A 26,792-nucleotide genomic window follows, 5' to 3' on the forward strand; every position below is an offset into this window, starting at 1 on the left:
TACAGGCAACTCACCGAAATAGTGCGGGATGTTTTTTAAATAAAGTCGAAATAAAATCCAGTCGTACCTTCATTAATGTCAACAAAGCCTCAACTAACCCCAAAGTAACGTTCTTTTATTAGGAAAAAATTAAGAGAGGAATAATAAAAAACGGATTACAAGCGCAGAGATCACATAAAATAACTTCAATAACATGACGTTACACGACAGGTCATTGAGAATTAATTATGTGAACCTGCTCACGCCATGTTAAAGATATATTTCAGTACGCGACGAAGAGAAATAGTAAACGAATGCTTAACCAAAGCGAAAAAGGGCGTTTTCTTTAATTAAAAGGATAAATTCTGGGGAACTTTTCTTTGCAGCGCATTGTCGCTTCTATTTAATATTAATGGCTAAAACTGCGCGTGTTTGAAATCCCCCTCCTCTCTGAACTGCTACGCTTTATGGTCTGAACTTTTATCATCATAAGGAACAGACCATGAAAATCGATCTGACGGGGAAAGTCGCGCTGGTCACCGCTTCAACGGGCGGGATTGGGCTTGCCATCGCTCGCGGACTGGCGGAAAGCGGTGCCGAAGTGATCATTAACGGGCGCAGCGCGGAATCGGTCAATAACGGTATTCAGCAGCTTCAGCAGGCGGTGCCTGGCGTACAGGTGCGGGCGACAATCGCCGATCTCAGCACATCTGAAGGCGTGGAATCGGTGCTGAAGGTGGCGTCGAACGTCGATATCCTGGTGAACAACGCCGGGGTTTACGGGCCGGAAGATTTTTACGCCACCGACGATGACACCTGGAATCGCTACTGGCAGACCAACGTGATGTCCGGCGTGCGTCTGTCGCGCGCCCTGCTGCCCGGAATGGTGCAAAAAGGCTGGGGTCGGGTGGTGTTTATCTCGTCCGAATCGGCCTGCAACATTCCTGCGGATATGATCCACTACGGCGTGACGAAGACCGCGCAGCTGTCGCTGGCGCGCGGCCTGGCGAAATTCGTGGCGGGTAGCGGCGTGACGGTGAACAGCGTCCTGCCGGGGCCGACGATGTCGGATGGGTTTGCGGCGATGATGAAAGATGAAATGGAGAAAACCGGCAAACCGCTTGAGCAGCTGGCGAAAGAGTTTGTCATGGCCAATCGCCCGACGTCGGTGATTCAGCGCGCATCGACTGTGGAAGAGGTCGCCAATATGGTGGTTTATGTCTGTTCCACTCAGGCGTCCGCCACCTCCGGCGCTGCACTGCGCGTGGATGGCGGCGTCGTGGACGATATTATTTAAGCATCACTGCCCGTCACCCGGCGGGCGGTAATAAAGTGCGTCTGCCAGTAGCGGTTCGCCAGCGTTGAAACCGTCACCCCCGCGCTGGTTGAGGCATGGATAAATTGCTGATCGCCGATATATACACCGACGTGACGGCGGTGCGGACCCGTCTGGAAGAAAATCAGATCCCCGGCTTTAAGGCGATATTCCGCCACCTGCACGCCACGGTTGATCTGTTCGCCTGTGGTACGCGGCAGCGAGAGGTCAGCGGCATCGCTAAACAGATGTTGCATCAGCGCCGAGCAGTCAACGCCGTGATGCGTAGACCCACCCCAGAGGTAGCGCGTCCCTTTCCATTTTTGGTATTGCGTCAACATACGGCCACGCAGCGGGTCAGTATCCTGATGCTCAAGCGACGTTTTTGCCGGTGAAAACGACAGCTCATGTTGTTGCGATAACATCGAGGCAGGCAGTTCAAAACTCATTGCGGAAAACGAAGCAACACTTAACAGCAGGGTTGAAATTAGCAGTCTAAACATCATAAAGGTTCTAAGAAGTGAGTGAATTCTTCCTTACGCGTGAGGGGGCAATGTTCCCTCGAATCAGCTTTCGAGGTGGCGATAATATAGGCAGCTCACTTTTCATCCAATCACAGCGAGGTCCAAAAACGGACTTTGCCGCCGGGTCGCAACTTTGTGAAAAAAAAGTACGTGATTGCGGGACTGTGAAGGTAAAGCAGGTAAACTAATGTGCAGAATGTGTATTTCAGCAAAGACCTATTTATGACCAATATGATTGCCGATGAGGCAGTGGCAAAATCCAGCGTGCTTTCCGTTTTCGACTTTGACGGAACGCTGACGCATCACGACAGCTTTATCCCCTTTCTGCGCTTTGCCTTTGGTAAACGCTACTTTGCCGGGCGTCTGGTGCGTATGGCGCTACCCACCATCAACTGCGTACGCCGCAAACTGACGCGCGACGAGCTGAAAGAGGTGCTGGTGAGGACGTTCCTGACGGGCGTGGACGAGCACTGGCTGCGCCAGCAGGCCGAGCGGTTTTGCGAGAAATACTGGAGCAAGCTGATGCGCCCGGCAGGCGTGATGGCCGTGGCGGCGGAGGTCAATTCCGGCGCGGAAGTGACGATCTGTTCAGCCTCTCCGGCGCTGGTATTGCAGCCGTGGGCCGATAAGCTCGGCATTAAACTGATTGGTACGCAGCTGGAAGTGGTGGACGGGAAACTGACCGGCCGCATCACCGGCCATAACTGTCGCTGCGCGCAGAAAGTGGCGCGGCTGGAGCGGGTTTACGGCAATCTGAACGATTACCACCTGCGCGCCTGGGGCGATACGCGTGGCGATCATGAACTGCTGGCCGCAGCGCAGGACCCGCACTGGCGGCATTTCCATCCGCCAAGAGCGCGACGTCATTCGCCTATTAAATAAATGCAAAACGGCAACCCAGGGTTGCCGTTTTAGTTTTTGTCCCCTCTCACTGGGGAGAGAGCCGTGATAAAGGCGTCAGGCCGCTCGTTTCCCGGGGAACACCACGCTCGCGATAATCCCTAACGCCAGCACGCCCAACACCACAAACAGGCTCATGTTCGCGGTGATGTTATAGCCGTGATGCCAGAAGTGGTCGGTCGCATTTAGCCCCAGCTTGAACGCTACGAAGAACAGCAGCAGTACCACCGATTTCTCCAGATGGACCAGATACTGTTTCATCGCTTCCAGCACGAAATAGAGCGTACGCAGGCCGAGGATCGCAAACATCATGGCGCTGTAAATAATCAGCGGTTCACGGCTGACGGCGATAATCGCGGGCACGGAGTCGAAGGCAAACATCACGTCCGACAGCTCCACCACCGCCACACACAGCAGCAGCGGCGTGGCGTAGCGCTTCGCTTTCTTCACGCGGCCTACCATCACATCCTGGTTTTCCGGTTTTTCCAGCTCGGCGTCCACCTCTTTCTGGGTCAGCAGAAACGCGTTGCTGCTGATCTTCGGCCAGACCGGATAAAAGCGTTTCACCAGCCGATAGGCCAGATGGTGAGAATAGTCCTCGACCTCGTCGCTCTCTTCGTTACGACGGAGCATCATCAGCGCGGTCCAGCCTACCACCAGCGCAAAAATCACTTCGACGTACGGCCCAAGGCTCAACAGGCTGGTGCCGATCGCCACGAAAATCCCACGGAAGACAATCGCCCCGAGCACGCCCCAGTAGAGCACGCGGTGACGGTATTTATCCGGTACGCCAAACCAGGCGAAAATCGCCATCATCACGAACAGGTTATCGACGGACAGCACCTCTTCCAGCGCATAACCCGTGAGGAACAGGCTCGCCATTTCGGCACCGTGGTGAACGTACAGGAACCCGGCAAACGCCATGGCTAACATGAGCCAGAAAATGGACCACATCACAGCGCTTTTCAGCGAGACCGGTTTGTCGTGACGATGCATGAAGAGATCGATAAACATCGCCCCCACCGCCATCACCACGAATACAACAACGGTTTCCGTCGGGAAACCGAGATGAGCAGATGTCATTACACAACCCTTTTTAAGAACAAAACACACACCATGCAGAATTCAAAAAACAGACAAAATGAAAAGTGGGCCGTTGCCAGCCCTGAAGAAGTTTATCACCGTCAGGCTGCGACGGGATAAATGAGAGTTTACGCCTCTTCCACTGGCGTGATTTTATGCGGCTGCTCCAGCACCATCGTTTGAGTCTGGCTCAGGCTAATGCCCGCCGCACGCAGCATTTTGAGGATCTCATACAGCAAATCGCTGCGCGTGGAGCTGACCATGCGCGGGCTGTTTACATACCCGGTCACGCTGAGCACAATCCCGTTCGGCCCCAGTTCCTTGAAACTGACCGACGGCGCGGGCGCTTCCAGAATCGACTCATGCAGGGTATAGGCATCCAGCAGCAAATTACGCACCTGCTCCGGATCGATATCCAGCGGGAAGGTCAGCGTGATGGTCGCCACGCCCTGCGCATTGCCCATGGTAGCGTTACGCACGTTCTGGGAAATCAGCTGCGAGTTCGGCACGATCACCGTTGATTTATCGCCGAGCTGAATCTCTGTCGCACGAACGTTGATGCGACGAATATCCCCTTCGACGCCGCTGATACTCACCAGATCCCCCACTTTTACCGGACGTTCTGTCAGCAGAATCAGACCGGAGATAAAGTTCTTCACAATCTCCTGCAGGCCAAAACCGATACCGACCGACAGGGCGCTGACGATCCACGCCAGACGGTTCCACTCAATGCCGAGCATCGACAGGGTGAGCATAATGAGGAGCACGTAGCCGACGTTGGTAAAGAGCGTCACCAGCGAGGCGCGAAGCCCTCTGTCCATCGTGGTTTTCGGCAGGAAATCGTGATCCAGCCAGCGGCGCGAGGAGCGCAGGATATACCACCCGACCACCAGGCACACCACGGCATTCACCGCGTGCGCCGGGATAATATTCATACTCTCGAGGCCCTTACCGCCCCAGATATCCGCGATTTTGCTCACTAATTCGAGCGGCGTGGTGGTGCCAAAAGTGCCGTTCAGCAGCGCCACGACGGCCATCAGCAGCAGCGTGGTTTTACCCAGCGCAGAAAACAGCGTGGAGGCCAGCGACAGATGGCGCTCATTGAGGCTGAGGGTGCTTTGTAAAATCTTGCCGCTGTGGGTCGTGGGCGAGAACACCGCCTCGCACAAATCCACCACGAAATGAATCAGCAGGTACAGGCAGCTGACCACCAGGCCAATCCACAGCAGTTCGAAGGTGACAAATCGCGCCAGCGGGATGTAGCCGATCAGCAGGGCAATCAGAATGACAAACGCCGTCAGGCTGATCACCAGGTGGATCAGCCCCGCCATCGTCGAGCGCGCCTCGGTTTGCTCGCCTTCGGCGCGCATTTTACGGCGCATACGGTTAACGCGGATGGGGGCGATCAGGCAGTTGAGCGCCACCAGCAGCGCTGACAAGCCGTTGCCAAACAGCGTTGCATCAATGCTCGACCCGACCAGCCCGTTCAGCTGCTCGATAATGCCGAAGATAAAGATAAACGCCGCCAGCAGGATCGGGAACGAGGCGAGCGTTTTCGCCAGCGAGTCGGCGATACCCGGCAGACGCCACGACGGATGGCTGTTCGACAGCAGCGCGATACCCAGCCCGGCAATCACCGCCGAGAAATAGGTCAGCTCAACCAGCTGATCGGCAAAATCCAGCACCAGACGGGACGTGTCTGGCAAACGTGTGAAGATATAGCACAGCAGCTGCATGCTGATGCCGAGCGTCACCGTGGTGCTCAGCGTCGTGAAACAGGCCAGGAAGCTGCGGCGAAAACGTCCCTGCGGCAGCCAGCGCGGCAAGATCCAGTTCATCGGTTTGTCCAGCGCTTTGCGCCCGAACAGGCCGATGACCAGCGCTAACAGCAGATAGAAGCCAGAACCGATATACCAGTCTTCGCTCCAGGCCTGATCCCAGGCATCGCCGATCTGCGAGCCGAATTCGTCAAACCGCTGCGTGTCTTTTTCGTTAGGAGAAATCAGAGGCGACCAGAATTTCTCCCCCAAAATGCTGCCGGTATTCAGGGCAATCTGCGTTTTCAGCGCATCACGGCGCAGCCCGTAGATTTGGCTGGAGAGATTCTGGGCGTTAACGGCGATGGCTTTGATCTGTTCAATCTGGGTCGTTAGCAGCGTTTTACTGTTATTAAGCTGCTTACGCTGGCCAACCACCTGCGCCGTTTCGGTAACAGTGCCCGGAGCGGGCGCCGGGCCGAGTACGTCGAGCTGCGCCTGAATCTGCGTCAGCTGCGGCGCAAGGATAACCGCCAGTTTGTTCGCGTCTTCGGCAAGCTTTAGGGCATCGTCATTCAGGGCGGTGAATTTTTTGTCGGTTTTAACCGCAGAGACCTGCTGCTTGAGGGTATCCAGGCGCTTTTGCAGCGCAGGCAGCGCCGTGCTGACGTTGACCTTTACAGGCTGCTCCGCCTCGGTTTGCGTTGGCGCGTCGTCTGCATGAGAGAACAAGGGCGTCAATATCAGACACGACAACAATGCCAGTAGCAGCGGCATTCTTAACATTTTTTGCATAGTGTGGTGAGATCCGCGAAATCGAAAAATGAACGACCAACAACAGATCCCTAAGGATACCTGCTAATTGCAGGAAGAGTAGCGGGAAAGTCCGTATTCTCACGATATCAGCCCGAATGGCTTCGGGCTTTTTCAGTGCCGCTTATTCCGCCAGTGCCTGCGCACAGGCCCAGGCGCTCGCCCAGGCCCACTGGAAGTTATATCCGCCCAGCCAGCCTGTCACATCCATCACTTCACCAATAAAATAGAGCCCAGGGACGTTACGGGCCTCCATTGTACGGGACGAGAGTTCATCCGTGTCCACGCCGCCAAGCGTCACTTCCGCCGTGCGATAGCCTTCGGTGCCGTTTGGCTGAACGCGCCAGTGGGTCAGCGTCTCGACCAGCGCTTGCTGATCGCGCACGTTGAGCTGCTTGAGGGTGACGTCCGGGATCTGCCCCAGCAGTTGCAGGCACTCAATCAGACGCTTCGGCAGCTGCATCGCCAGCGTGTTTTTCAGGCTTTGATTCGGATGCGCGGCGCGTTGTTCATCGAGGAACGCCGCCAGATCGCAGTCCGGGACTAAATTCACCGTCACAAATTCCCCCGGCTGCCAGTAGCTGGAGATTTGCAGCACGGCCGGGCCTGACAGGCCGCGGTGCGTGAACAGCAGGTTTTCGCGGAAAAGGGTGCCGTCTTCGGCGGTAATGGTTGACGCCACCGACACGCCGGAAAGGGTCTGAAGCTGCTCCAGCAGTGGTTTGTGCAGGGTGAACGGCACCAGACCGGCGCGGGTCGGCAGAACTTTCAGGCCAAACTGTTCGGCGATTTTATAGCCGAACGGCGTTGCGCCCAGCCCCGGCATCGACAGACCACCGCTGGCGATCACCAGTTTGTCCGCGCTGACCGTGTCACCGTTCAGCTCCAGCGTGTAGCCGCTGTCGTCACGCGAGACGCTCAGCACCTCGGTACGCAGGCGTGTGGTCACACCGCCCTTCTCGCATTCGGCCACCAGCATATCGACAATCTGCTGCGCGGAGTCATCGCAAAACAGCTGACCGAGCGTTTTTTCGTGCCACGCAATGCCGTGTTTACCGACCAGATCGATAAAGTCCCATTGGGTGTAGCGCGCCAAAGCAGATTTGCAAAAATGACGGTTTTGACTCAAATATGCGGCGGGTTCGACATATAAATTAGTAAAGTTACAGCGACCCCCGCCAGACATCAGGATCTTGCGGCCGGGTTTCTTGCCATTATCCAGCAACAGCACACGACGACCCGCCTGTCCGGCCATGGCCGCACAGAACATTCCCGCCGCACCGGCGCCAATAATTACGGCATCAAACCTTTCCACGTCGAAATCCTCTTGTTTAACAGGCTCGAATTGTAAAGTTTCCTATGTGGTCGCACCAGCGCAAAAAACCGATATGTCAGTCATTTAATTGAAATATAAAATATATTTCTTTACCAGACGCAAACAAAGCAGAAGGTATATCAAAAAAAAGCTATATTTCACTTTGCCCGTTGCGCATTTGTCCTGGATAATGCGCCGCGTTCATGTCCTCCAAAATGGCGTAACGTCCTATGCTACATTTGTTTGCTGGTCTGGATTTACATACCGGGCTTTTACTATTGCTTGCTCTGGCATTTGTACTGTTTTACGAAGCTATCAATGGCTTCCACGACACTGCGAACGCAGTCGCAACGGTTATCTACACTCGCGCAATGCGATCGCAAGTAGCGGTTGTTATGGCGGCTGTCTTTAACTTCTTTGGTGTTCTCCTCGGAGGTCTCAGCGTAGCCTATGCCATTGTGCACATGCTACCAACGGACCTGTTACTGAACGTAAGTTCAGGCCATGGTCTCGCCATGGTGTTTTCAATGCTGCTTGCCGCCATTATCTGGAACCTCGGTACCTGGTATTTCGGCCTGCCTGCATCCAGTTCTCATACGCTGATTGGCGCGATTATCGGTATCGGTTTAACCAATGCCCTCATGACCGGTACGTCTGTGGTTGATGCGCTGAACATTCCTAAAGTTGTCGGGATCTTTGGCTCCCTGATTATCTCCCCTATTGTGGGTCTGGTCGTGGCAGGTGGATTGATTTTCATCCTGCGTCGTTACTGGAGCGGTACCAAAAAACGCGCCCGTATTCACCTGACACCCGCAGAGCGTGAAAAGAAAGATGGCAAGAAGAAGCCACCGTTCTGGACCCGTATTGCACTGATTATTTCCGCTATCGGCGTCGCCTTCTCTCACGGCGCAAACGACGGTCAGAAAGGCATCGGCCTGGTCATGCTGGTTCTGATTGGCGTGGCTCCGGCAGGTTTCGTGGTTAACATGAATGCCACCGGATACGAAATCACCCGTACTCGTGACGCCGTCAACAACGTCGAAGTTTACTTCCAGCAGCACCCTGATCTGCTGAAGAAAGCGACCGGCGTTGATCAGCTGATTCCCTCTCCAGAGCCAGGCGCTGCAACCGCACCGGGCGAGTTCCACTGCCACCCGGCCAACGCGATTAACGCGCTGGAACGTGCGAAAGGGATGCTGGGCGATATCGAAAGCTATGACAAACTGACCGTAGAACAACGTGGTCAGATGCGTCGCATTATGCTGTGCATCTCTGATGTGACCGATAAAGTGGCGAAGCTGCCGGAAGTGAACGCGGATGACCAGCGTCTGCTGAAGAAACTGAAAAGCGATATGCTCAATACCATCGAGTACGCGCCTATCTGGATCATCATGGCGGTCGCGCTGGCACTGGGTATCGGCACCATGATTGGCTGGCGTCGTGTGGCGACCACCATCGGCGAGAAGATTGGTAAGAAAGGCATGACGTATGCGCAGGGTATGTCCGCGCAGATGACAGCGGCTGTGTCTATCGGTCTGGCGAGCTACACCGGTATGCCGGTTTCAACGACCCACGTTCTGTCTTCTTCGGTTGCCGGTACGATGATTGTTGATGGCGGCGGTTTGCAGCGTAAAACCGTGACCAACATCCTGATGGCCTGGGTGTTCACCCTCCCGGCGTCCATTCTGCTTTCAGGCGGTCTGTACTGGATCTCGCTGAAACTGATTTAATGCAGGATAAGCAATGAAAAAGCGGGTCAGGAAACTGACCCGCTTTTTTTTGGCTTAATGCCAGATGACCAGCGCCACCATACTCACCACCACCAGCCCGCACAGGGCGCTGGTTAAAATGAACTGACGACGCAAGCGCTCACAGCGACGGATAAATTCGTCGTCATGATGATCGCGATAGCGCTGGGCGTAGATATACCACACCAGACGCATCTGTTTGCTGGGCTGTCCATGCGACGTGAAGAAGCCTCCACCATCCACATACTGATAAAGCAACGGATCGCAACCACGAAGTACCACTAACAGCGCGCGTAACGATGAGAAATAACGCGCCATATTCACTATGCAAACCACACATAACGCCCAAAACAATGCGACGGTGCTAATCATACTTCCTCCCCGGCGCCCGCCCACGAAGCAAGGCCTCTGGACAACCGCACCCCAATGCCCTGACAGACAGATCAGTGAAAGAATGACGAAAGTCGATCGGGTTCACGTTTTAATATCCGAACGGCTCATTAAATAGTGTAGGAGATCCGTTAATTTTTTTGCCACAAGGTTAATCGTTATCAACACCAAAGCTTGAAAAATTTGTTGAACTGGGCCGTAATGAAGACATAAAGGCGACGGCTTACCTGATAGTCATCGATAACTTAAGGAAGGAGTAACACTATGGCTTACAAACACATTCTCATCGCGGTAGACCTCTCCCCGGAGAGCAAAGTGCTGGTTGATAAAGCGGTATCCATGGCACGCCCATACAACGCGAAAGTTTCTTTGATTCACGTTGATGTGAATTACTCCGATCTCTACACCGGTCTTATCGACGTCAATCTTGGCGATATGCAAAAACGCATCTCCGAAGAGACTCACCACGCGCTGTCTGAGCTCTCCACCAACGCAGGCTATCCGATCACCGAAACCCTCAGCGGCAGCGGCGATCTGGGTCAGGTGCTGGTCGATGCGATTAAGAAATACGATATGGACCTGGTCGTTTGCGGCCATCACCAGGATTTCTGGAGCAAACTGATGTCCTCCGCGCGCCAGCTGATCAACACCGTCCACGTGGATATGCTGATTGTTCCGCTGCGAGATGAAGAAGACGAGTAAGTTTGACATTGCCGGGCAGCGCTAGCGTTTGCCCGGCCGATGATCAGATGTGTAGGCCCGGTGCGCGTAAACGTCACCGGGCTTTGTTATTCTGGCGTGCCCGAATAAATATCAAACCGATGCCCTTTCGTGACGACCGCGTTGGTGGTTGCCACATCCGCCAGCGGCGGTGCGTAGTCCGGGCGCTTCACCACCACCCGTTTGGTCGCCAGCAGGCGTGCCGGTTCAAGCAATCCATCCGCATCCAGATCCGGTCCCACCAGCGACTGAAAGACGCGCATCTCTTTCTTTACCAGCGCACTCTTCTGCTTATGCGGGAACATCGGATCGAGATAGACCACCTGCGGGCGCGGCGTGATGTCTGTTAGCGCCGTCAGGCTGGAGGCGTGGATCAGTTGCAGGCGTTCCTGCAACCACGGGCCTATCTCCGGGTCGGCATAGCCACGCGCCAGACCATCGTCAAGGAGTGCAGCGACCACCGGGTTACGCTCAAGCATCCGCACACGGCAGCCTACAGACGCCAGCACAAAGGCATCGCGCCCCAGCCCTGCCGTCGCGTCCACCACGTCCGGCAGATAACTGCCCTTCACGCCGACCGCCTTCGCCACCGCTTCACCGCGACCGCCGCCAAACTTGCGGCGATGCGCCATCGCACCGCCAACAAAATCGACAAAGATCCCGCCAAGCTTTGGCTCATCGCATTTGCGCAGTTCCAGATGTTCCGGCGTCATCACCAGCGCCATCAGATTATCGGCATCGTGCTCAAGCCCCCAGCGGGCGGCCAGAACAGATAAGGCGCCGTCTCCGGCGCCTGTTTCATCTATCAAACAAATTTTCACGAACGCGATTAGCCTTTGATTCCGTAATGTTCCAGCATCGCATCGAGCTGCGGCTCGCGGCCACGGAAGCGTTTGAACAGCTCCATCGGCTCTTCGGAACCGCCGCGCGTCAGGATGTTATCCAGGAACGACTGACCGGTATCGCGGTTGAAAATCCCCTCTTCTTCGAAGCGAGAGAACGCATCGGCTGCCAGAACGTCGGCCCACAGGTAGCTGTAGTAACCCGCCGCATAACCGCCCGCGAAGATATGGCTGAAGGCGTGCGGGAAACGGCCCCACGATGGACCCGGAATGAGCGCCACCTGCTTCTTGATTTCGCCCAGGGTTTCGAGGATTTTCGCGCCCTGTTCCGGGCTGAACTCGGCGTGCAGACGGAAATCGAACAGACCGAACTCCAGCTGACGCAGGATAAACATCGCTGCCTGGTAGTTTTTCGCCGCCAGCATTTTATCCAGCAACGCTTTCGGCAGCGGTTCGCCGGTTTCGTAGTGACCGGAGATAAACGCCAGTGCGTCCGGCTCCCAGCACCAGTTTTCCATAAACTGGCTCGGCAGCTCGACGGCATCCCACGGCACACCGCTGATGCCAGAAACACCCGCCGCTTCGATACGGGTCAACATATGGTGCAGGCCGTGACCGAATTCATGGAACAGGGTGATCACTTCGTCATGCGTGAACAGCGCCGGTTTGCCGTTTACCGGACGGTTGAAGTTACAGGTCAGGTAGGCGACCGGTTTTTGCAGCGAGCCGTCCGCTTTACGCATCTGGCCGACGCAGTCGTCCATCCACGCGCCGCCACGTTTGTTTTCTCGCGCATACAGATCCAGATAGAAACTGCCGCGCAGTTCGTTTTTCTCATCGTACAGCTCGAAGAAACGCACTTCCGGGTGCCACACTTCCACGTCGTGGCGCTCTTTCGCAGTGATACCGTAAATGCGTTTCACCACTTCGAACAGGCCGTTCACGGCTTTGCTTTCCGGGAAGTACGGGCGCAGCTGCTCGTCGCTGATGCTGTAGAGGTGCTGTTTCTGTTTTTCGCTGTAGTAGGCGATATCCCACGGCTGCAGCTCATCAACGCCGCACTCCGCTTTAGCAAATGCACGCAGCTGGGCCAGCTCTTTTTCACCCTGTGGACGCGCGCGTTTTGCCAGATCGGTTAAGAAATCAAGTACCTGCTGTGGGTTTTCCGCCATTTTGGTGGCGAGGGATTTTTCGGCGTAGCTGTCGAAGCCCAGCAGTTGCGCCAGCTCGTGACGCAGGGCGAGGATTTCGGCCATTACCGGGCTGTTGTCCCATTTACCGGCGTTCGGCCCCTGGTCAGAGGCGCGGGTGCTGTACGCGCGGTAGAGTTCTTCACGCAGCGCCTGGTTATCGCAGTACGTCATCACCGGCAGATAGCTCGGGATATCCAGCGTCAGCAGATAGCCTTCCTGCTCTTTCGCTTCAGCCTGCGCTTTGGCGGCGGCCAGCGCGCTTTCCGGCATACCTGCCAGCTCGGCTTCGTCGGTGATCAGTTTTGACCAGCCCATGGTGGCGTCGAGTACGTTGTTGCTGTACTGGTTGCCCAGCTCAGACAGACGCGCAGCGATTTCGCCATAGCGCTGCTGTTTCTCTTTCGGCAGGCCAATGCCTGACAGCTCAAAATCACGCAGCGCGTTATCGACCGCTTTCTTCTGGGCAGTATCCAGTTTTGCGTAGTTTTCGCCGTCGCGCAGATCGCGATAGGCGTTATACAACCCTTCGTGCTGGCCGACCCAGGTGCTGTACTCAGAGAGCAGCGGCAGGGTTTGTTCATAGGCTTCGCGCAGTTCCGGGCTGTTTTTCACCGAATTAAGATGGCTCACCGGCGAGAAAATGCGACCCAGTACGTCATCCACTTCCGCCAGGCGCTGGCACAGGTTATCCCAGGTGTACGGCGCGCCCTGCGCGACCACTCGCTCTACCGCCTCGCGACAATTATCCAGCGACTGAGTTACAGCCGGGACAACGTGTTCAGGGAGGATTTTAGAAAAGGGCGGCAACGAAAAAGGCGTGAGTAATGGATTGGTCATAAGCGCTGTCCTGTTGAATGAGGTGAATGAAGCGCGCATCCGGCGCTGGGCATATTGTTTCTGTAATGGGGATAAGTGTAGTGAATTTCAATGCCAGGCGCTGCACTTACCGGGCCTACGGGTAATCTGCAGCGTTCTGCTGTAAACTGTGGCAAATCGTTTATTACCTGGAACACCTTTACCCATGCTCAGTTATCGCCACAGCTTCCACGCGGGCAACCACGCCGATGTCCTCAAGCACACCGTTCAGAGTCTGATTATTGAATCTCTGAAAGAGAAAGATAAGCCGTTTCTCTATCTGGACACCCACGCGGGCGCGGGCCGCTATCAGCTCAGCAGCCAGCACGCGGAGCGCACCGGTGAATATCTGGAAGGTATCGCCCGCATCTGGCAGCAGGACGATCTTCCGGCTGAGCTGGAGCCGTACATCAGCGTGGTGAACCATTTCAACCGCAGCGGCCAGCTGCGCTACTACCCTGGCTCGCCGCTGATTGCGCGCCAGCTGCTGCGCGAGCAGGACAGCCTCCAGCTGACTGAGCTGCATCCGAGCGACTTCCCGCTGCTGCGTTCCGAGTTCCAGAAGGACGACCGCGCACGCGTGGAAAAAGCCGACGGCTACCAGCAGCTGAAATCCAAACTGCCGCCGGTCTCTCGTCGCGGTCTGGTGCTCATCGACCCGCCGTATGAAATTAAAACCGACTATCAGGCCGTAGTGACCGGCATCAACGAAGGCTACAAACGCTTCGCGACCGGCACCTATGCCCTGTGGTATCCGGTGGTCCTGCGCGCGCAAATCAAACGTATGATCAAAGAGCTGGAAGCGACCGGTATCCGCAAAATCATGCAGATCGAACTGGCGGTGCGTCCGGACAGCGATCAGCGCGGCATGACCGCGTCCGGGATGATCGTCATCAACCCACCGTGGAAGCTCGAAGCGCAAATGAACAACGTGCTGCCGTGGCTGCACAAAACGCTGGTGCCGAGTGGTCATGGCCACGCGACCGTCAGCTGGATCGTGCCTGAGTAATCGCAGTCATCGGTGGAACCTATTGATTTCAGGTATACAATCGCGGCAATCAGAAATTAAGGATATGACCCATGAGCAAGCATTATGACTACATCGCCATTGGCGGCGGCAGTGGCGGTATCGCCTCTATTAACCGTGCAGCCATGTACGGCCAAAAATGTGCGCTGATTGAAGCCAAAGAGCTGGGCGGCACCTGCGTGAACGTCGGTTGTGTACCGAAAAAAGTGATGTGGCACGCCGCGCAAATCCGCGAGGCCATCCATATGTACGGCCCGGATTACGGTTTCGACACCACCATTAATCACTTCGACTGGGACAAGCTGATTGCCAGCCGTACCGCTTACATTGACCGCATCCATACTTCGTATGACAACGTGCTGGGCAAAAACAATGTCGATGTGATCCGTGGCTTTGCGCGTTTCGTTGATGCGAAAACGATCGAAGTGAACGGCGAGACGATCACTGCCGATCATATCCTGATTGCCACCGGCGGTCGTCCGAGCCACCCGGACATTCCTGGCGTGGAATACGGTATCGACTCCGACGGTTTCTTCGAACTGCCTGCGCTGCCAAAACGCGTAGCAGTAGTGGGTGCAGGTTACATCGCCGTTGAACTGGCAGGCGTGATTAACGGCCTGGGCGCCGAAGCGCACCTGTTCGTGCGTAAACACGCGCCGCTGCGCAGCTTTGATCCGCTGATCGTAGAAACGCTGGTTGAAGTGATGAACGCCGAAGGGCCAAAACTGCACATCAACGCCGTGCCAAAAGCGGTGGTGAAAAACGCCGACGGCAGCCTGACGCTGGAGCTGGAAGATGGCCGCAGCCAGACCGTCGACTGCCTGATCTGGGCGATTGGCCGTGAACCGGCGAATGACAATTTCAACCTGGCCGTGACCGGCGTGAAAACCAACGACAAAGGCTACATCGTTGTCGATAAGTTCCAGAACACCAGTGTTCCAGGAATTTATGCGGTTGGTGATAACACCGGTGCGGTCGAGCTGACGCCGGTTGCCGTCGCCGCTGGCCGTCGCCTGTCCGAGCGTCTGTTCAACAACAAGCCGGATGAGCATCTGGATTACAGCAATATCCCGACCGTGGTCTTCAGCCACCCGCCAATCGGCACCGTCGGTTTAACCGAGCCGCAGGCGCGCGAGCTGCACGGCGACGACCAGGTGAAAGTGTATAAATCGTCCTTTACGGCGATGTACACCGCAGTCACCTCTCACCGCCAGCCGTGCCGCATGAAACTGGTGTGCGTCGGCCCGGAAGAGAAAATCGTCGGTATCCACGGCATCGGCTTCGGCATGGATGAAATCCTGCAGGGCTTCGCGGTGGCGCTGAAAATGGGTGCCACCAAGAAAGACTTCGACAATACCGTAGCGATCCACCCGACCGCGGCGGAAGAGTTTGTCACCATGCGTTAATCCCCAATGCCCCTCTCCCGAGGGGCATTTTGTTTGATCATTCATAAATCGTTGCAAAACGAATGCTCTGAATTTCTCTGGCGCCTCTCGCGATTATCAACTCTATTAAAAACCGTAAAATCAAACAGATACCCCTGACTTACTCAAATCAGGCGATAAACCAAAACGTGATCCACCGCACACTTCGTCCTTCACACACCGAAGCGAGTGTCTAAGCTTAGAAGATGCCCGGGAAACACCCGTATGTGTGACGACGCAAACCGGAGGTCCTAACCACCATGTTCAACCAGAAATTACACGCTGCAGATATCGTCGAGTTCGAGATTGCGGAAGAGATTCGCTACGAAACCGATCCCTGCGAGTTGAAACTGGATGAGATGATCGAGGCGGAACCGGAACCCGAAATGATTGAAGGGCTGCCCGCGTCTGACGCGCTCACGCCAGCCGATCGCTATTTAGAACTCTTTGAACACGTTCAGTCGACGCGTCTGTTTGCTGATAGCAAAACCTTCCCCGACTGCGCGCCGAAAATGGATCCGCTCGATATCCTTATTCGCTACCGTAAGGTGCGACGCCACCGGGATTTCGACCTGAAGCGCTTTGTCGAAAATCACTTCTGGATGCCCGAGTCGCTTACCACTGAGTATGTCTCCGACCCGAGTCTTTCGCTGAAAGAGCACATTGATAATCTGTGGCCAGTGTTGACGCGCGAGCCGCAGGACCATATTCCGTGGTCGTCCCTGCTGGCGCTGCCACAGGCGTACATCGTCCCCGGCGGGCGTTTTAGCGAGACCTACTACTGGGACTCCTATTTCACCATGCTCGGGCTGGCGGAGAGTGGGCGCAACGACCTGCTCAAATGTATGGCCGACAACTTTGCGTGGATGATTGAACGTTACGGCCATATTCCTAACGGGAATCGCACCTATTATCTCAGCCGCTCGCAGCCGCCGGTCTTTGCCCTGATGGTTGAGCTGTTCGAAGAGGACGGCGTGCGCGGCGCGAAACGTTATCTGGACCACCTGCTGATGGAGTACGCCTTCTGGATGGATGGCGCGGAATCGCTGGTGCTGAATCAGGCCTACCGCCACGTGGTGCGCATGCCGGACGGCTCGCTGCTCAACCGCTACTGGGACGACCGCGACACGCCGCGTGACGAGTCCTGGATAGAAGACGTGGAAACGGCTAAACATTCAGGGCGACCACCAAACGAAGTCTATCGGGATCTGCGCGCGGGCGCGGCGTCGGGCTGGGACTACTCCTCCCGCTGGCTGCGCGATGCCGGGCGTCTCGCCAGCATTCGCACCACGCAGTTTATCCCTATCGATCTGAATGCGTTCCTGTTTAAGCTGGAAAGCGCTATCGCCAACATCTCCGCCGCAAAAGGCGATAAAGAGACCGAAACTGCATTTCGCCAGAAAGCGAATGACCGCCGCGCGGCCGTGAACCGCTTCCTGTGGGACGACGAAAACGGCTGTTATCGCGATTACGACTGGCGTCGGGAAGAGATGGGGCTGTTCTCTGCCGCCAGCATTGTGCCGTTGTACGTTGGGATGTCTACCCACGAACAGGCCGACCGGCTGGCTGATACGGTGAAAGCGCGCCTGCTGACCCCGGGCGGGATACTCGCTACTGAACACGAAACGGGCGAGCAGTGGGATAAACCGAACGGCTGGGCGCCGCTACAGTGGATGGCGATTCAGGGATTTAAGCAGTACGGCAATGATTCGCTGGGCGATGAGATCGCCTGGAGCTGGCTGCAAACGGTGAATCACTTCTACAAAACGCACCACAAGCTGATCGAGAAGTATCACATCGCCAGCAGCACCCCGCGCGAAGGGGGCGGGGGCGAATATCCGTTGCAGGATGGTTTTGGCTGGACCAACGGCGTGGTGAGACGGTTGATTGGGTTATACGGCGAACCGTGATTTCCCCTCCCCCTTTCGGGAGAGGGCGGCAGGAGCCGCTTTACCGAATCACATCATAAATGGCGGTCTGAATAGACTGCCATTTTTTGCTGCTGGCATCCGGCTGCGCCTGAGCACGTCGCTTAGCCTGGTCGGCTTCATATTTCTGACGCTGCACGACGGCGGGCACCGTACAGAACGCCTGGAGATATTGCTTGCGCATGGAGGTCATCGCCTCCCCGTTCGACATCGCATGGCTCAGAGTGGCGATAAACCGACGGCATGGTTTCTGCTCTACCATTTGCAGGCGATAGCGCAGCAATACCTCCAGCACGTCATCGTACCCGGCGGACATCGCCTGCTCGGTCCAGGCCAGCTTCCAGTCCATCCCGCCCTGCAGGAACAGCAACGCCGCACGCGTGTCGTTGCGATCGATGGCCGAGCGGAAATTGTTCTCATCCCAGGTCACGCCCATACGGGTCAGTTTTTCCCGTGAGGACGGCGCTTCGCGCATCTCTTTCGCCACCTGCTGCGGCTCGGGGCTGACATTTGCCGCCGCCGACGAAGGCGTGCCGCTGGTCACCAGCCACACTCCGCCTGCAATAATCGCGAGCACCATCACCCCCACGGCGCCCCACAGCGCGCTGGAGATCAGCTGATCGCGCTGTTCAGGCGTGCGCGGCGTGCGTTGCGTCGGTTTTTCAATGCTGTCGCGAATTTCAAACAGATCGCCACCGGTCTGACGATCCATTTTCTGCGCATTTTCCCAGAAGCTGTGCAGTTCGCTGGCATCGACCGCCATCAGCCCTGTCGGGTTAATGCGCGTGCGTCCCTCTTCAAACGCCCGCTGAATCGGCCCCGCTATCTGGGCGTAGTAATTATCGAGCAGCAGAAGTTGCGCCGAGCTGAGCGCTTGCTGCACCGTCAGCATATTGCGGATCTGGCGGATATCATCGAGGAAAGTCTGCAGGGTTTTACGCGGCTCAACGAGCAACGTCAGATTCGTGCGGTCATTAAACAGCGACGAGTAGTAGCGGCTAAATTCTTTCTTATCCACCAGCATCTGCGCCATTTCGCTGAACAACATGCCGCTCAACACATCGTTGCGTTCGCTGTTCTTCAGCCAGCGCCGGACCCGGTCGGCATTGAAGAGGGTTTTCAGATGGTTATTGAGCCGCACCGGATCGGGCCACGCCTGCATGATCAAGGATTTAATCATCAGCTCAAGGGCGCGCACCTGCTTATGCGCCTGCAATTGCAGGGATTCATTGCCTGGTGCCAGATCGGTGTTGTAGCCCAGCAGCGGCTGCTGCAACCGCAGATGCTCCAGCGCCGTGACGAAACGCATGGCGGCAATCAGCTGGTTTTGGCTGACATCCTGGCCGCTTTCATATTGCGGAACGCGCTGCTGCAAAAGGCGTAACTGGAGCGTGAATTCCGACATTTCGGCGTCATTCAGATTCAGCCGTTTTGCTACCGGTCCCCATCCGCCCAGACCCAGGCGGGCATTATCGAGCTGTTCCAGGAACCAGCGTGGATCTTTCCCTTCAGAGACGTGAACATCCAGCAGCAGTAAGATCTCCACGGAGGCGTGGCGAATAATGCCAATACACTGTTCAAATTGTTCACGGATGTGGTGTGAAGTACCCGATGTCATCATTTTCCTTAACGTACTACAAAGCAGAATAAGCTGGCCTTAAAGGCAATTTTTTCTTTTATTTATGTGCTGTTAAACCATAACTGAGATTATGGAGAAATAAAGTGACAGCTCTATAATCATTGAAAATAGTTATGGGAGAATTCGAATGCCGGTACTCACCACTTCGCGTCTGACATGCTCGCCCGTTGAGGAGCAGGACTGGCCGTTTTACCTGTCGCTGCAACAAAACCCCGATGTGATGCGATTTATCGCCGAAAAGCGCCCTATTGCGGTGATCCGTGAGGCTTTTGAGCCACGCCTCCAGCCGTGGGAACCAGGCAGCGCGCACTGGATGTGCCTTATCGTGCGCGACACCGCCAGCCAAACGCCGCTGGGCGCCACCGGATATATTCACAGAGATAATGATTGCGCCGAAGTGGGATTTATTTTCGACCCACACGCACAGGGGAAAGGCTACGGATATGAGTCGCTGCGCGCCGTGTGTGATTACGCGTTTAATGAGGGGGGAATTCGCCGTCTCACCGCCACGGTGACGGTGGGCAACCTCGCCTCCCGCGCCCTGCTGGAAAAAACGGGCTTTGTGCTGGAAGGCGAGCTGCGTGAAAACTACTGGCTTGCTGAGCGCTGGCAAAACGACTGGATATTCAGCCTGTTAAAACATGAGTACCCCGCAAAGCGCCGTTAACGATTTACAGGAACATCCCGCCTGAGACTTCGATGCGCTGCGCGTTCATCCAGCCCAGCTCATCGCTCAGCAGCGCGGCGATAGCATCACCGATGTCATCCGGCAGCCCGACGCGCCCAAGGGCGGTGTTCGACGCCACCATCTGATTGATCTGGACATTATCGCGCACCCGCCCGCCGCCAAAATCGGTTTCAATCGCACCCGGCGCGATAATATTGGCCGTGATTTTACGCGCGCCTAACTCTTTGGCCTGATAGCGCGTCAGCACTTCCATCGCCCCTTTCATTGCCGCATAGGTACTGGAGCCAGGCTGCGCAAAGCGCGCCAGCCCGCTGGAGACGTTCAGGATGCGCCCGCCGTCTTTAATCAACGGCAACAGGCGCTGGGTCAGGAAGAACGGGCCTTTGAAATGGACGTTCAGGGCGTCATCAAACTGCGCTTCGGTGGTCTCTGCAAACGGGGCATATAAACCGGTTCCGGCGTTGTTTAATAAATAATCGAAGGTGTCGCGCTGCCACACATGTTTAAGCTGGGAGCGGACTTCAGCGACAAAGCGTTCGAAGGTCGAGGTATCCCCGACGTTCAGCTGTAATGCCACCGCTTTCACCCCTTTTAATTCAATTTCGCGCACAACATCCTGCGCCTCTTTCTGGCTGCTCTGGTAAGTCAGGATGATTCCGGTTCCCTTCGCAGCCAGCTTCAGCGCCGCGTTTTTCCCCAGCCCACGGCTGCCACCTGTCACTAATGCAATACGTTCACTCATGAGAAACCTCGTTTCGTTTGATATGGCGATTGAGAAAGAGCTTATTAGGTGATAGAAAATCAATAAAGAGGGTTAAAAACGCTTCACTGTTTCATTAATAACAATAATGAGCGCAGCCTATGGATAAAATTCACGCAATGCAGCTCTTCATCCGCGTGGCGGAACTGGAGAGTTTTTCTCGCGCCGCGGACACGCTGGGTCTACCTAAAGGTAGCGTATCGCGCCAGATTCAGGCGCTGGAGAACCTGCTCGGTACTCAGCTTTTGCACCGCACGACGCGCCGCGTCAGCCTTACGCAGGACGGCATGGTCTATTACGAGCGGGCAAAAGATCTGCTGGCAAACCTCGACGAACTGGACGGTCTTTTCCAGCATGATCCCACCAGCATCAGCGGACGATTGCGCGTCGATATGCCCGTTGGCGTTGCGCGAAATTTAGTCATCCCAAAACTGCCCGCTTTTTTACAGCAGTACCCCGGCATTGAGCTGGAATTGAGCAGCAGCGATCGGATGGTCGATGTCATCCGCGAAGGATTTGACTGCGTGGTACGCGTCGGCACGCTGAAGGATTCGGGCTTAATCGCCCGCTCGCTGGGTAAACTGTCGATCATTAACTGCGCCAGCCCGGACTATCTGGCGCGTTTTGGCTATCCGGAGACGCTGGACGATCTGGCTTCCCACGCGGTAATTCATTACGCGCTGAATCTGGGTACCCGCCCGCAGGGTTTCGAGTTTTATAACGGCGATGCCACCCAGTGGGTGAAGACCGGCGGCATTTTAACGGTTAACAGCACCGAGACCTACCACGCGGCCTGCCTCGCCGGACTGGGGATTATTCAGGTGCCGCGCGTCGGCGTGCGCGAGGCGCTTAAGGCCAAAAAAATGGTCGAGATCCTGCCGCAATACCGCGCCGAACCGATGCCGGTTTCGCTGATTTACCCGCATCGTCGCAATCTCTCGCGGCGGGTTCATCTGTTCATGGAATGGCTGACGACGATAATGAAAGCTTACGTTGATTAGTCGCGAGCTATAATTCAATAAATTCCCGCCAAACGAAAAAAGGAAAATGCGCGTGACGCCGGAAAACAACCCGCAACGACCCACTCAAGAACTGGAATACGAACCCATCAAAAAGATGGAATCTGAGCCGCAAAAAAGCCCCTCAGCCGCTAAAGCCACCAAAGCGCTGGAGACCGTCACCGGAACCGCGCAAAAGATTCAGCGCCGGCCGATGATTGCGCACCTGATCCGCGCCGCAGAGCGCTTCAACGACCGCATGGGCAACCAGTTTGGTGCGGCGATTACCTACTTCTCCTTCCTGTCGATGATCCCGATTATGATGGTGTCATTTGCGGCGGCGGGTTTTGTCCTCGCCTCGCACCCGACGCTCTTGCAGGACATCTTCAACAAGATTCTGGTTAACGTGAGCGACCCGACGCTGGCCGGCACCCTGAAAAGCACCATCAACACTGCGGTGCAGCAGCGTACCACCGTGGGGATTGTCGGGCTGCTGATTGCCCTCTATTCCGGTATCAACTGGATGGGGAACCTGCGCGAGGCGATTCGCGCTCAGTCGCGCGACGTCTGGGAGCGCAAGCCGCAGGATCAGGAAAAAATCTGGATTAAGTATTTCCGCGATTTCGTGTCGCTGATTGGCCTGCTGGTCGCCCTGGTTGTGACGCTGTCGATCACCTCTGTCGCCGGTTCCGCGCAGCAGATGATCATTTCAGCGCTCTATCTGGATTACATCGACTGGCTGAAACCCGCCTGGCGGCTGATTGGTCTGGCGATCTCCATTTTTGCCAACTATCTGCTGTTCTTCTGGATCTTCTGGCGATTACCGCGCCACCGTCCGCGCAAGAAAGCGCTGATCCGTGGGACCTTTATCGCCGCGATTGGCTTTGAAGTGATTAAGATCGTGATGACGTACACCCTGCCGTCGCTGGTGAAATCCCCGTCTGGCGCGGCGTTTGGCTCGGTCCTCGGTCTGATGGCGTTCTTCTACTTCTTCGCCCGTCTGACGCTGTTCTGCGCCGCGTGGATTGCCACCGCCGAATACAAAGACGACCCGCGAATGCCGGGCAAAACCCACCGCTAAACGGCGTATCGGGCTGAATAAGAATGCAAAGTTTCAGCCCGATCCGTCATTTCAGCATATAAATCCAGCCTGTAACTTTTATTTAACCAAAAACCAGTTTTATCAACTGATATTTGAATTCTGTGAAGCATTTCATGGAAGGTATTTCGTCAGCCTGAATATTATCCGCTTTTTGCTGCTTTTCTCACCGCGTCGCGCCCTTGTTACAGATTGAAATGTCGCTTTTGCTATGCGTAATATGGCCTTTCGTCAGACCAAACAATAAGAAAATTTTATGCAAGCCACAGCCACAACTCTCGATTCAGAACCGGAAAGCACGCCGGTAAACTCGCGTAATAAAGTCGTCGTTGCCTCTCTGATTGGCACCGCTATCGAATTCTTCGATTTCTATATTTACGCAACCGCCGCGGTCATCGTTTTTCCGCATATCTTCTTCCCGCAGGGTGATCCGACGGCTGCCACGCTGCAATCGCTGGCAACGTTCGCCATCGCCTTTATCGCCCGCCCGATTGGTTCGGCGGTCTTCGGACACTTTGGCGACCGCGTCGGGCGTAAAGTGACGCTGGTAGCGTCGCTGCTGACGATGGGGATATCTACCGTAGCGATTGGCCTGCTGCCGACCTACGAAACAATCGGTATTCTGGCGCCGATGCTGCTGGCGCTGGCGCGTTTTGGTCAGGGCCTGGGGCTTGGCGGTGAGTGGGGCGGCGCGGCGCTGCTGGCGACAGAAAATGCGCCACCGCGTAAACGCGCGCTGTACGGCTCTTTCCCGCAATTGGGCGCGCCGATTGGCTTCTTCTTCGCGAACGGCACCTTCCTGCTGCTCTCCTGGCTGCTGACCGACGAGCAGTTCATGAGCTGGGGCTGGCGTATTCCGTTTATCTTCTCGGCAGTGCTGGTGCTGATCGGCCTGTATGTGCGCGTTTCCCTGCATGAGACGCCGGTGTTCGCCAAAGTCGCGGCGGCGAAAAAGCAGGTGAAAATCCCGCTGGGCACGCTGCTGACCAAACACCTTCGCGTGACCGTACTCGGCACCTTCATCATGCTGGCGACCTATACGCTGTTTTATATTATGACGGTCTACTCCATGACCTTCAGTACCGCAGCAGCACCCGTGGGCCTTGGTCTGCCGCGCAATGAAGTGCTGTGGATGCTGATGATGGCGGTGATCGGCTTCGGCGTGATGGTGCCGATTGCCGGGCTGCTGGCGGATAAATTTGGCCGTCGTTCAAGCATGATCGTGATTACGTCGCTGATTATTCTCTTCGCACTGTTTGTCTTCCCACCGCTGCTGGGTTCCGGTAGCCCGGCGCTGGTGATGGCTTACTTACTGATTGGTTTGAGCCTGATGGGGCTGACCTTTGGCCCGATGGGTGCGCTGCTGCCGGAGCTGTTCCCGACCGAAGTGCGTTACACCGGCGCGTCGTTCTCCTATAACGTGTCATCGATTCTGGGTGCCTCTGTCGCGCCGTATATCGCCACCTGGCTGCAGGCGAACTATGGGCTGTTCTACGTGGGCGTATATCTGGCGGCGATGGCAGGACTGACGCTGATTGCGCTGCTGTTGACGCACGAAACGCGGCATCAGTCCTTATAAATAAAAACGGCAACCTCGGGTTGCCGTTTTTTTTCTGTTCACCCTCTCTCATTCGGGAGAGGGCTGGTTGAGAGCATCACACGCCTCGTTACTTTTTCATCTGCGACAAAATCGTCCGACACTGATTGGTGTCACCTTCTGACGGCGAAATCAGTGCCAGCAGAGCCGCCGCTGGCGTGACAAGCGTTGCCAGCGCTGCCGCGACAGCGCCGCGCGCAATCAACGGCCCGGCTTTGACACCCGCCTGCGGATTTTTGAACGAACCGCGAACATAAAGCGGTGAGCGCAGGGTAATAATACGGAAGCCTTTACTCTCCGGATCGATGGTTAAATCCAGCTGCTCCGAGGCCATGCTCGCCGTCCCCGTTACGTTGATCACCGCATTTTCCGTATCGAAGGCAAAAATCTGCGGACGCGCCACGCCGTTGACCAGATCCAGGTTGGCGGCCGCGCAGTTCACCCGCACTTCATCATCACCAAAAATCTGCCCGATGATAAAGTTACCGACGTTCAGCCCGAGGATCTCCATCAGGTTGCGGCTCACCAGGCCGTCATTCATCAGCAGTTTGAGATTTCCGTTGCTGCTGCCGAGCAGCGCCGCGATGGAGTTCCCCACCCCACGAATATCCGCATCACCGTTCATTTCACCGAGGGTTTTCTGCATCAGCTCCACGTTCGGCATCAGCTGTTTCAGCTTCAGCCTGCGCGCCTGAATATCGGCCCGCCCCTGCATCGGCTTTTTATCGCCTTCGAGGTGAATGTTGGAGGAGATGGTCCCGCCCGCCAGTCCGAATTTCAGCGGCTGCAGGCGCAGATCGGCGTTTTTCAGGATGATATGGGTCGAGAGGTCGCTTATCGGCAGCGTGCTGCCGTGCTCAATTTTGCGCCCTTTGAAGCGTACATCGGCGTCCATCACGTCCCATTTGTCGGTTTCAAAGCGGTCGTACGGCAGCACTTTGTCCGACGGCTGAATGTCTTTCTCGCCTTTCTTCTGCTCAGAGCGTTTGGATTGCTGAGCACCTTTACCCGAATCGACGCCAATCAGCGGCCCGAGATCGGCGAGGCGCAGCTGGCGCGATTCCACATCACCTTCCAGTTTCGGGCGCGGTTTGCCAGTGGTATAAGCGAGCGAGCCGTGAATGTCGCTGTCACCGATACGGCCATTAAAATTGCGGTAATCAAAGACCGACGATTTTTCCGTATCGATTTTGGCGACCAGCCGCCCGTCCGTCTCAAACGGTGGCGTATCCGGGAGCAGGACGCCGGTTAAGTCGTACAGCTCACCGAGCGAATCACCGGAGAATTTGAGCTGCAAATCGACGCCGCCCATTTTCATCGGGTCATGTACCGTGCCGACAAACGCCACACGGGTGTTGCCCGAGCGGAAATCCGCCTGCACCGGGAACGGTGTACCCTCACTGCGCAGCGCCAGTACGCCGCCAATTTTGCCGGTCCCGGTGAGAGGTTGCTCGTTGTAGCGCCCTTTCGCCTTCAGGCCAAAGACGTAATCACCCACGCGGGTTTTCTCGTCTTTGCCTTTGGTGCCGGTGACTTCGCTGAACGGCAGCGGTTTGCCCAGCGGATCGACCAGGATCTCAATATCCGCTTTGCTGACTTTGTCATCGATGGCGATCCGCCCACGATCGAACAGAATATTATCCAGCCGGAAAGACCAGGCCGACGGCGGCGCATTGGGATCTTTCTCACCGCTGCTGGCCAGATTAAAGGTCCAGTTGTTGTTCTTCTCTGACAGGCGAATCAGCCGCGCGTCGGGCTGTTGCAGTTTGATCCACGGGAGATAGACGGTTTTCGTCAGCAGCGCTAACGGTGCCAGCGTCGCTTCCACGCGCGGCAGGTGGACCATGGTGACTTCCGGAATATCGGGCGGGTTGCCGAGAATAATATCGTTGGCATGAACGTGCGGCCAGGGCACCCAACTGCGCCAGCCCGTTTCGTCTTTCTGACGCTCCCAGACCACACCGAGATCGCCGCGAATGGCGAAAGGCCGGTTCAGTTCAGTGGAGACTTTCTGGTTGATGGTCGGTTTGAGGCGGTTCCAGTCGAACGTCGCGATGATGATGATGGCGACCACAATCAACAACAAGAAGATCCCTGCTACCCAGGTGACGATCCTGGTGGTTTTGGACATCGTTATCCCCTTTTTTATTACCTTGCCTTTCATGAATATAGCTCAGGCCTGGGAAAAAAGGGGGACG

Annotated in this window: 21 protein-coding genes; 11 read left to right on the top strand and 10 right to left on the bottom strand. The window is 56.0% G+C overall.

From position 1 onward, the window contains the following. Positions 1-481 precede the first annotated feature (481 nt). Positions 482-1,276: an SDR family NAD(P)-dependent oxidoreductase gene (locus tag C0560_RS19755; RefSeq protein ID WP_100778516.1), complete on the top strand. Its 795-nt coding sequence runs from the start codon at positions 482-484 to the stop codon at positions 1,274-1,276. Here C0560_RS19755 and C0560_RS19760 read toward each other — a convergent pair. Next, entirely contained in the window at positions 1,273-1,800 is a 528-nt protein-coding gene (locus C0560_RS19760; protein ID WP_102105285.1) for a C40 family peptidase, read from the bottom strand. The genes C0560_RS19755 and C0560_RS19760 overlap by 4 nt on opposite strands. Positions 1,801-2,040: 240 nt before the next feature. On the opposite strand from C0560_RS19760, the gene C0560_RS19765 reads away from it, so the two are divergent. After that, positions 2,041-2,700: an HAD family hydrolase gene (locus tag C0560_RS19765; RefSeq protein ID WP_123429849.1), complete on the top strand. Its 660-nt coding sequence runs from the start codon at positions 2,041-2,043 to the stop codon at positions 2,698-2,700. Between the two features lie 75 nt (positions 2,701-2,775). On the opposite strand, the gene C0560_RS19770 is transcribed toward C0560_RS19765, so the two are convergent. From C0560_RS19770 to C0560_RS19780, 3 genes are all read right to left on the bottom strand, one after another. Further along, positions 2,776-3,801: a TerC/Alx family metal homeostasis membrane protein gene (locus tag C0560_RS19770; RefSeq protein WP_100778514.1), complete on the bottom strand. Its 1,026-nt coding sequence runs from the start codon at positions 3,799-3,801 to the stop codon at positions 2,776-2,778. Between the two features lie 128 nt (positions 3,802-3,929). Continuing rightward, positions 3,930-6,353, bottom strand: a complete 2,424-nt coding sequence (locus tag C0560_RS19775; protein WP_123429825.1) for a DUF3772 domain-containing protein — start codon at positions 6,351-6,353, stop codon at positions 3,930-3,932. A gap of 142 nt (positions 6,354-6,495) precedes the next feature. Continuing rightward, the gene (locus tag C0560_RS19780; RefSeq protein WP_107702669.1) at positions 6,496-7,686 is read right to left on the bottom strand and encodes an NAD(P)/FAD-dependent oxidoreductase; all 1,191 of its coding nucleotides are present in this window, start codon (positions 7,684-7,686) and stop codon (positions 6,496-6,498) included. A 230-nt stretch (positions 7,687-7,916) separates the two neighbouring features. Between C0560_RS19780 and pitA the strand changes: the two genes are divergently transcribed. Continuing rightward, positions 7,917-9,416 (top strand): inorganic phosphate transporter PitA, encoded by a 1,500-nt coding sequence (gene pitA / locus C0560_RS19785; RefSeq protein WP_100778511.1) that lies wholly within the window; start codon positions 7,917-7,919, stop codon positions 9,414-9,416. 54 nt (positions 9,417-9,470) lie between these two features. On the opposite strand, the gene uspB is transcribed toward pitA, so the two are convergent. Then, a complete protein-coding gene (gene uspB / locus C0560_RS19790; protein WP_095283811.1) occupies positions 9,471-9,806 on the bottom strand; it encodes a universal stress protein UspB in 336 nt (111 codons plus the stop codon). A 282-nt stretch (positions 9,807-10,088) separates the two neighbouring features. On the opposite strand from uspB, the gene uspA reads away from it, so the two are divergent. Then, complete coding sequence (gene uspA, locus C0560_RS19795; protein ID WP_003861223.1) at positions 10,089-10,526, top strand: universal stress protein UspA; 438 nt, start codon at positions 10,089-10,091, stop codon at positions 10,524-10,526. Positions 10,527-10,612: 86 nt separating this feature from the next. Here the strand turns inward: uspA and rsmJ are convergent, their stop codons facing one another. Together rsmJ and prlC are read right to left on the bottom strand one after the other, a co-directional pair. After that, positions 10,613-11,365 carry a 16S rRNA (guanine(1516)-N(2))-methyltransferase RsmJ gene (rsmJ, locus tag C0560_RS19800; RefSeq protein ID WP_102105281.1) on the bottom strand — a complete coding sequence of 251 codons (753 nt, stop codon included), beginning with the start codon at positions 11,363-11,365 and terminating at the stop codon, positions 10,613-10,615. A gap of 8 nt (positions 11,366-11,373) precedes the next feature. Continuing rightward, positions 11,374-13,416, bottom strand: coding sequence for an oligopeptidase A (gene prlC, locus C0560_RS19805; protein ID WP_100778509.1), 2,043 nt, complete (start codon positions 13,414-13,416; stop codon positions 11,374-11,376). A 184-nt stretch (positions 13,417-13,600) separates the two neighbouring features. Here prlC and C0560_RS19810 point away from each other — a divergent pair, with 184 nt between their 5' ends. The 3 genes from C0560_RS19810 to C0560_RS19820 all read left to right on the top strand — a co-directional run bounded on the left by C0560_RS19810 (position 13,601) and on the right by C0560_RS19820 (position 17,795). Next, a complete protein-coding gene (locus C0560_RS19810; protein WP_100778508.1) occupies positions 13,601-14,443 on the top strand; it encodes a 23S rRNA (adenine(2030)-N(6))-methyltransferase RlmJ in 843 nt (280 codons plus the stop codon). A 71-nt stretch (positions 14,444-14,514) separates the two neighbouring features. Continuing rightward, positions 14,515-15,867 (top strand): glutathione-disulfide reductase, encoded by a 1,353-nt coding sequence (gene gorA / locus C0560_RS19815; protein ID WP_123429829.1) that lies wholly within the window; start codon positions 14,515-14,517, stop codon positions 15,865-15,867. Positions 15,868-16,145: 278 nt separating this feature from the next. Then, complete coding sequence (locus tag C0560_RS19820; protein WP_100778506.1) at positions 16,146-17,795, top strand: alpha,alpha-trehalase; 1,650 nt, start codon at positions 16,146-16,148, stop codon at positions 17,793-17,795. A 40-nt stretch (positions 17,796-17,835) separates the two neighbouring features. Here C0560_RS19820 and C0560_RS19825 read toward each other — a convergent pair whose 3' ends face one another. Further along, positions 17,836-19,431, bottom strand: coding sequence for an STY4199 family HEPN domain-containing protein (locus C0560_RS19825; RefSeq protein ID WP_100778505.1), 1,596 nt, complete (start codon positions 19,429-19,431; stop codon positions 17,836-17,838). A 148-nt stretch (positions 19,432-19,579) separates the two neighbouring features. On the opposite strand from C0560_RS19825, the gene C0560_RS19830 reads away from it, so the two are divergent. Further along, a complete protein-coding gene (locus C0560_RS19830) occupies positions 19,580-20,119 on the top strand; it encodes a GNAT family N-acetyltransferase (RefSeq protein ID WP_123429831.1) in 540 nt (179 codons plus the stop codon). Between the two features lie 4 nt (positions 20,120-20,123). On the opposite strand, the gene C0560_RS19835 is transcribed toward C0560_RS19830, so the two are convergent. Then, positions 20,124-20,882, bottom strand: coding sequence for an SDR family NAD(P)-dependent oxidoreductase (locus tag C0560_RS19835; RefSeq protein WP_102105277.1), 759 nt, complete (start codon positions 20,880-20,882; stop codon positions 20,124-20,126). A gap of 119 nt (positions 20,883-21,001) precedes the next feature. On the opposite strand from C0560_RS19835, the gene C0560_RS19840 reads away from it, so the two are divergent. From C0560_RS19840 to C0560_RS19850, 3 genes are all read left to right on the top strand, one after another. Then, positions 21,002-21,901: a LysR family transcriptional regulator gene (locus C0560_RS19840; protein WP_100778502.1), complete on the top strand. Its 900-nt coding sequence runs from the start codon at positions 21,002-21,004 to the stop codon at positions 21,899-21,901. A 52-nt stretch (positions 21,902-21,953) separates the two neighbouring features. Then, positions 21,954-22,979, top strand: a complete 1,026-nt coding sequence (gene yhjD, locus C0560_RS19845) for an inner membrane protein YhjD (RefSeq protein ID WP_100780794.1) — start codon at positions 21,954-21,956, stop codon at positions 22,977-22,979. 274 nt (positions 22,980-23,253) lie between these two features. After that, on the top strand, positions 23,254-24,576 hold the full coding sequence (locus tag C0560_RS19850) for an MFS transporter (RefSeq protein WP_100778501.1): 1,323 nt from the start codon (positions 23,254-23,256) through the stop codon (positions 24,574-24,576). An 88-nt stretch (positions 24,577-24,664) separates the two neighbouring features. Here C0560_RS19850 and C0560_RS19855 read toward each other — a convergent pair whose 3' ends face one another. After that, the gene (locus C0560_RS19855) at positions 24,665-26,725 is read right to left on the bottom strand and encodes an AsmA family protein (protein WP_123429832.1); all 2,061 of its coding nucleotides are present in this window, start codon (positions 26,723-26,725) and stop codon (positions 24,665-24,667) included. Between the last annotated feature and the right edge of the window lie 67 nt (positions 26,726-26,792).

Source organism: Lelliottia sp. AC1, from assembly GCF_023278595.1.
GTDB lineage: Bacteria > Pseudomonadota > Gammaproteobacteria > Enterobacterales > Enterobacteriaceae > Enterobacter > Enterobacter nimipressuralis.

Excerpts from the sequence above, each read along its gene's own strand:
- C0560_RS19755 (WP_100778516.1), top strand. The coding sequence starts at position 482 with ATGAAAATCGATCTGACGGGGAAAGTCGCGCTGGTCACCGCTTCAACG.
- C0560_RS19760 (WP_102105285.1), bottom strand. The coding sequence starts at position 1,800 with ATGATGTTTAGACTGCTAATTTCAACCCTGCTGTTAAGTGTTGCTTCG.
- C0560_RS19765 (WP_123429849.1), top strand. The coding sequence starts at position 2,041 with ATGACCAATATGATTGCCGATGAGGCAGTGGCAAAATCCAGCGTGCTT.
- C0560_RS19770 (WP_100778514.1), bottom strand. The coding sequence starts at position 3,801 with ATGACATCTGCTCATCTCGGTTTCCCGACGGAAACCGTTGTTGTATTC.
- C0560_RS19775 (WP_123429825.1), bottom strand. The coding sequence starts at position 6,353 with ATGCAAAAAATGTTAAGAATGCCGCTGCTACTGGCATTGTTGTCGTGT.
- pitA (WP_100778511.1), top strand. The coding sequence starts at position 7,917 with ATGCTACATTTGTTTGCTGGTCTGGATTTACATACCGGGCTTTTACTA.
- uspB (WP_095283811.1), bottom strand. The coding sequence starts at position 9,806 with ATGATTAGCACCGTCGCATTGTTTTGGGCGTTATGTGTGGTTTGCATA.
- uspA (WP_003861223.1), top strand. The coding sequence starts at position 10,089 with ATGGCTTACAAACACATTCTCATCGCGGTAGACCTCTCCCCGGAGAGC.
- prlC (WP_100778509.1), bottom strand. The coding sequence starts at position 13,416 with ATGACCAATCCATTACTCACGCCTTTTTCGTTGCCGCCCTTTTCTAAA.
- C0560_RS19810 (WP_100778508.1), top strand. The coding sequence starts at position 13,601 with ATGCTCAGTTATCGCCACAGCTTCCACGCGGGCAACCACGCCGATGTC.
- gorA (WP_123429829.1), top strand. The coding sequence starts at position 14,515 with ATGAGCAAGCATTATGACTACATCGCCATTGGCGGCGGCAGTGGCGGT.
- C0560_RS19820 (WP_100778506.1), top strand. The coding sequence starts at position 16,146 with ATGTTCAACCAGAAATTACACGCTGCAGATATCGTCGAGTTCGAGATT.
- C0560_RS19825 (WP_100778505.1), bottom strand. The coding sequence starts at position 19,431 with ATGACATCGGGTACTTCACACCACATCCGTGAACAATTTGAACAGTGT.
- C0560_RS19830 (WP_123429831.1), top strand. The coding sequence starts at position 19,580 with ATGCCGGTACTCACCACTTCGCGTCTGACATGCTCGCCCGTTGAGGAG.
- C0560_RS19835 (WP_102105277.1), bottom strand. The coding sequence starts at position 20,882 with ATGAGTGAACGTATTGCATTAGTGACAGGTGGCAGCCGTGGGCTGGGG.
- C0560_RS19840 (WP_100778502.1), top strand. The coding sequence starts at position 21,002 with ATGGATAAAATTCACGCAATGCAGCTCTTCATCCGCGTGGCGGAACTG.
- C0560_RS19850 (WP_100778501.1), top strand. The coding sequence starts at position 23,254 with ATGCAAGCCACAGCCACAACTCTCGATTCAGAACCGGAAAGCACGCCG.
- C0560_RS19855 (WP_123429832.1), bottom strand. The coding sequence starts at position 26,725 with ATGTCCAAAACCACCAGGATCGTCACCTGGGTAGCAGGGATCTTCTTG.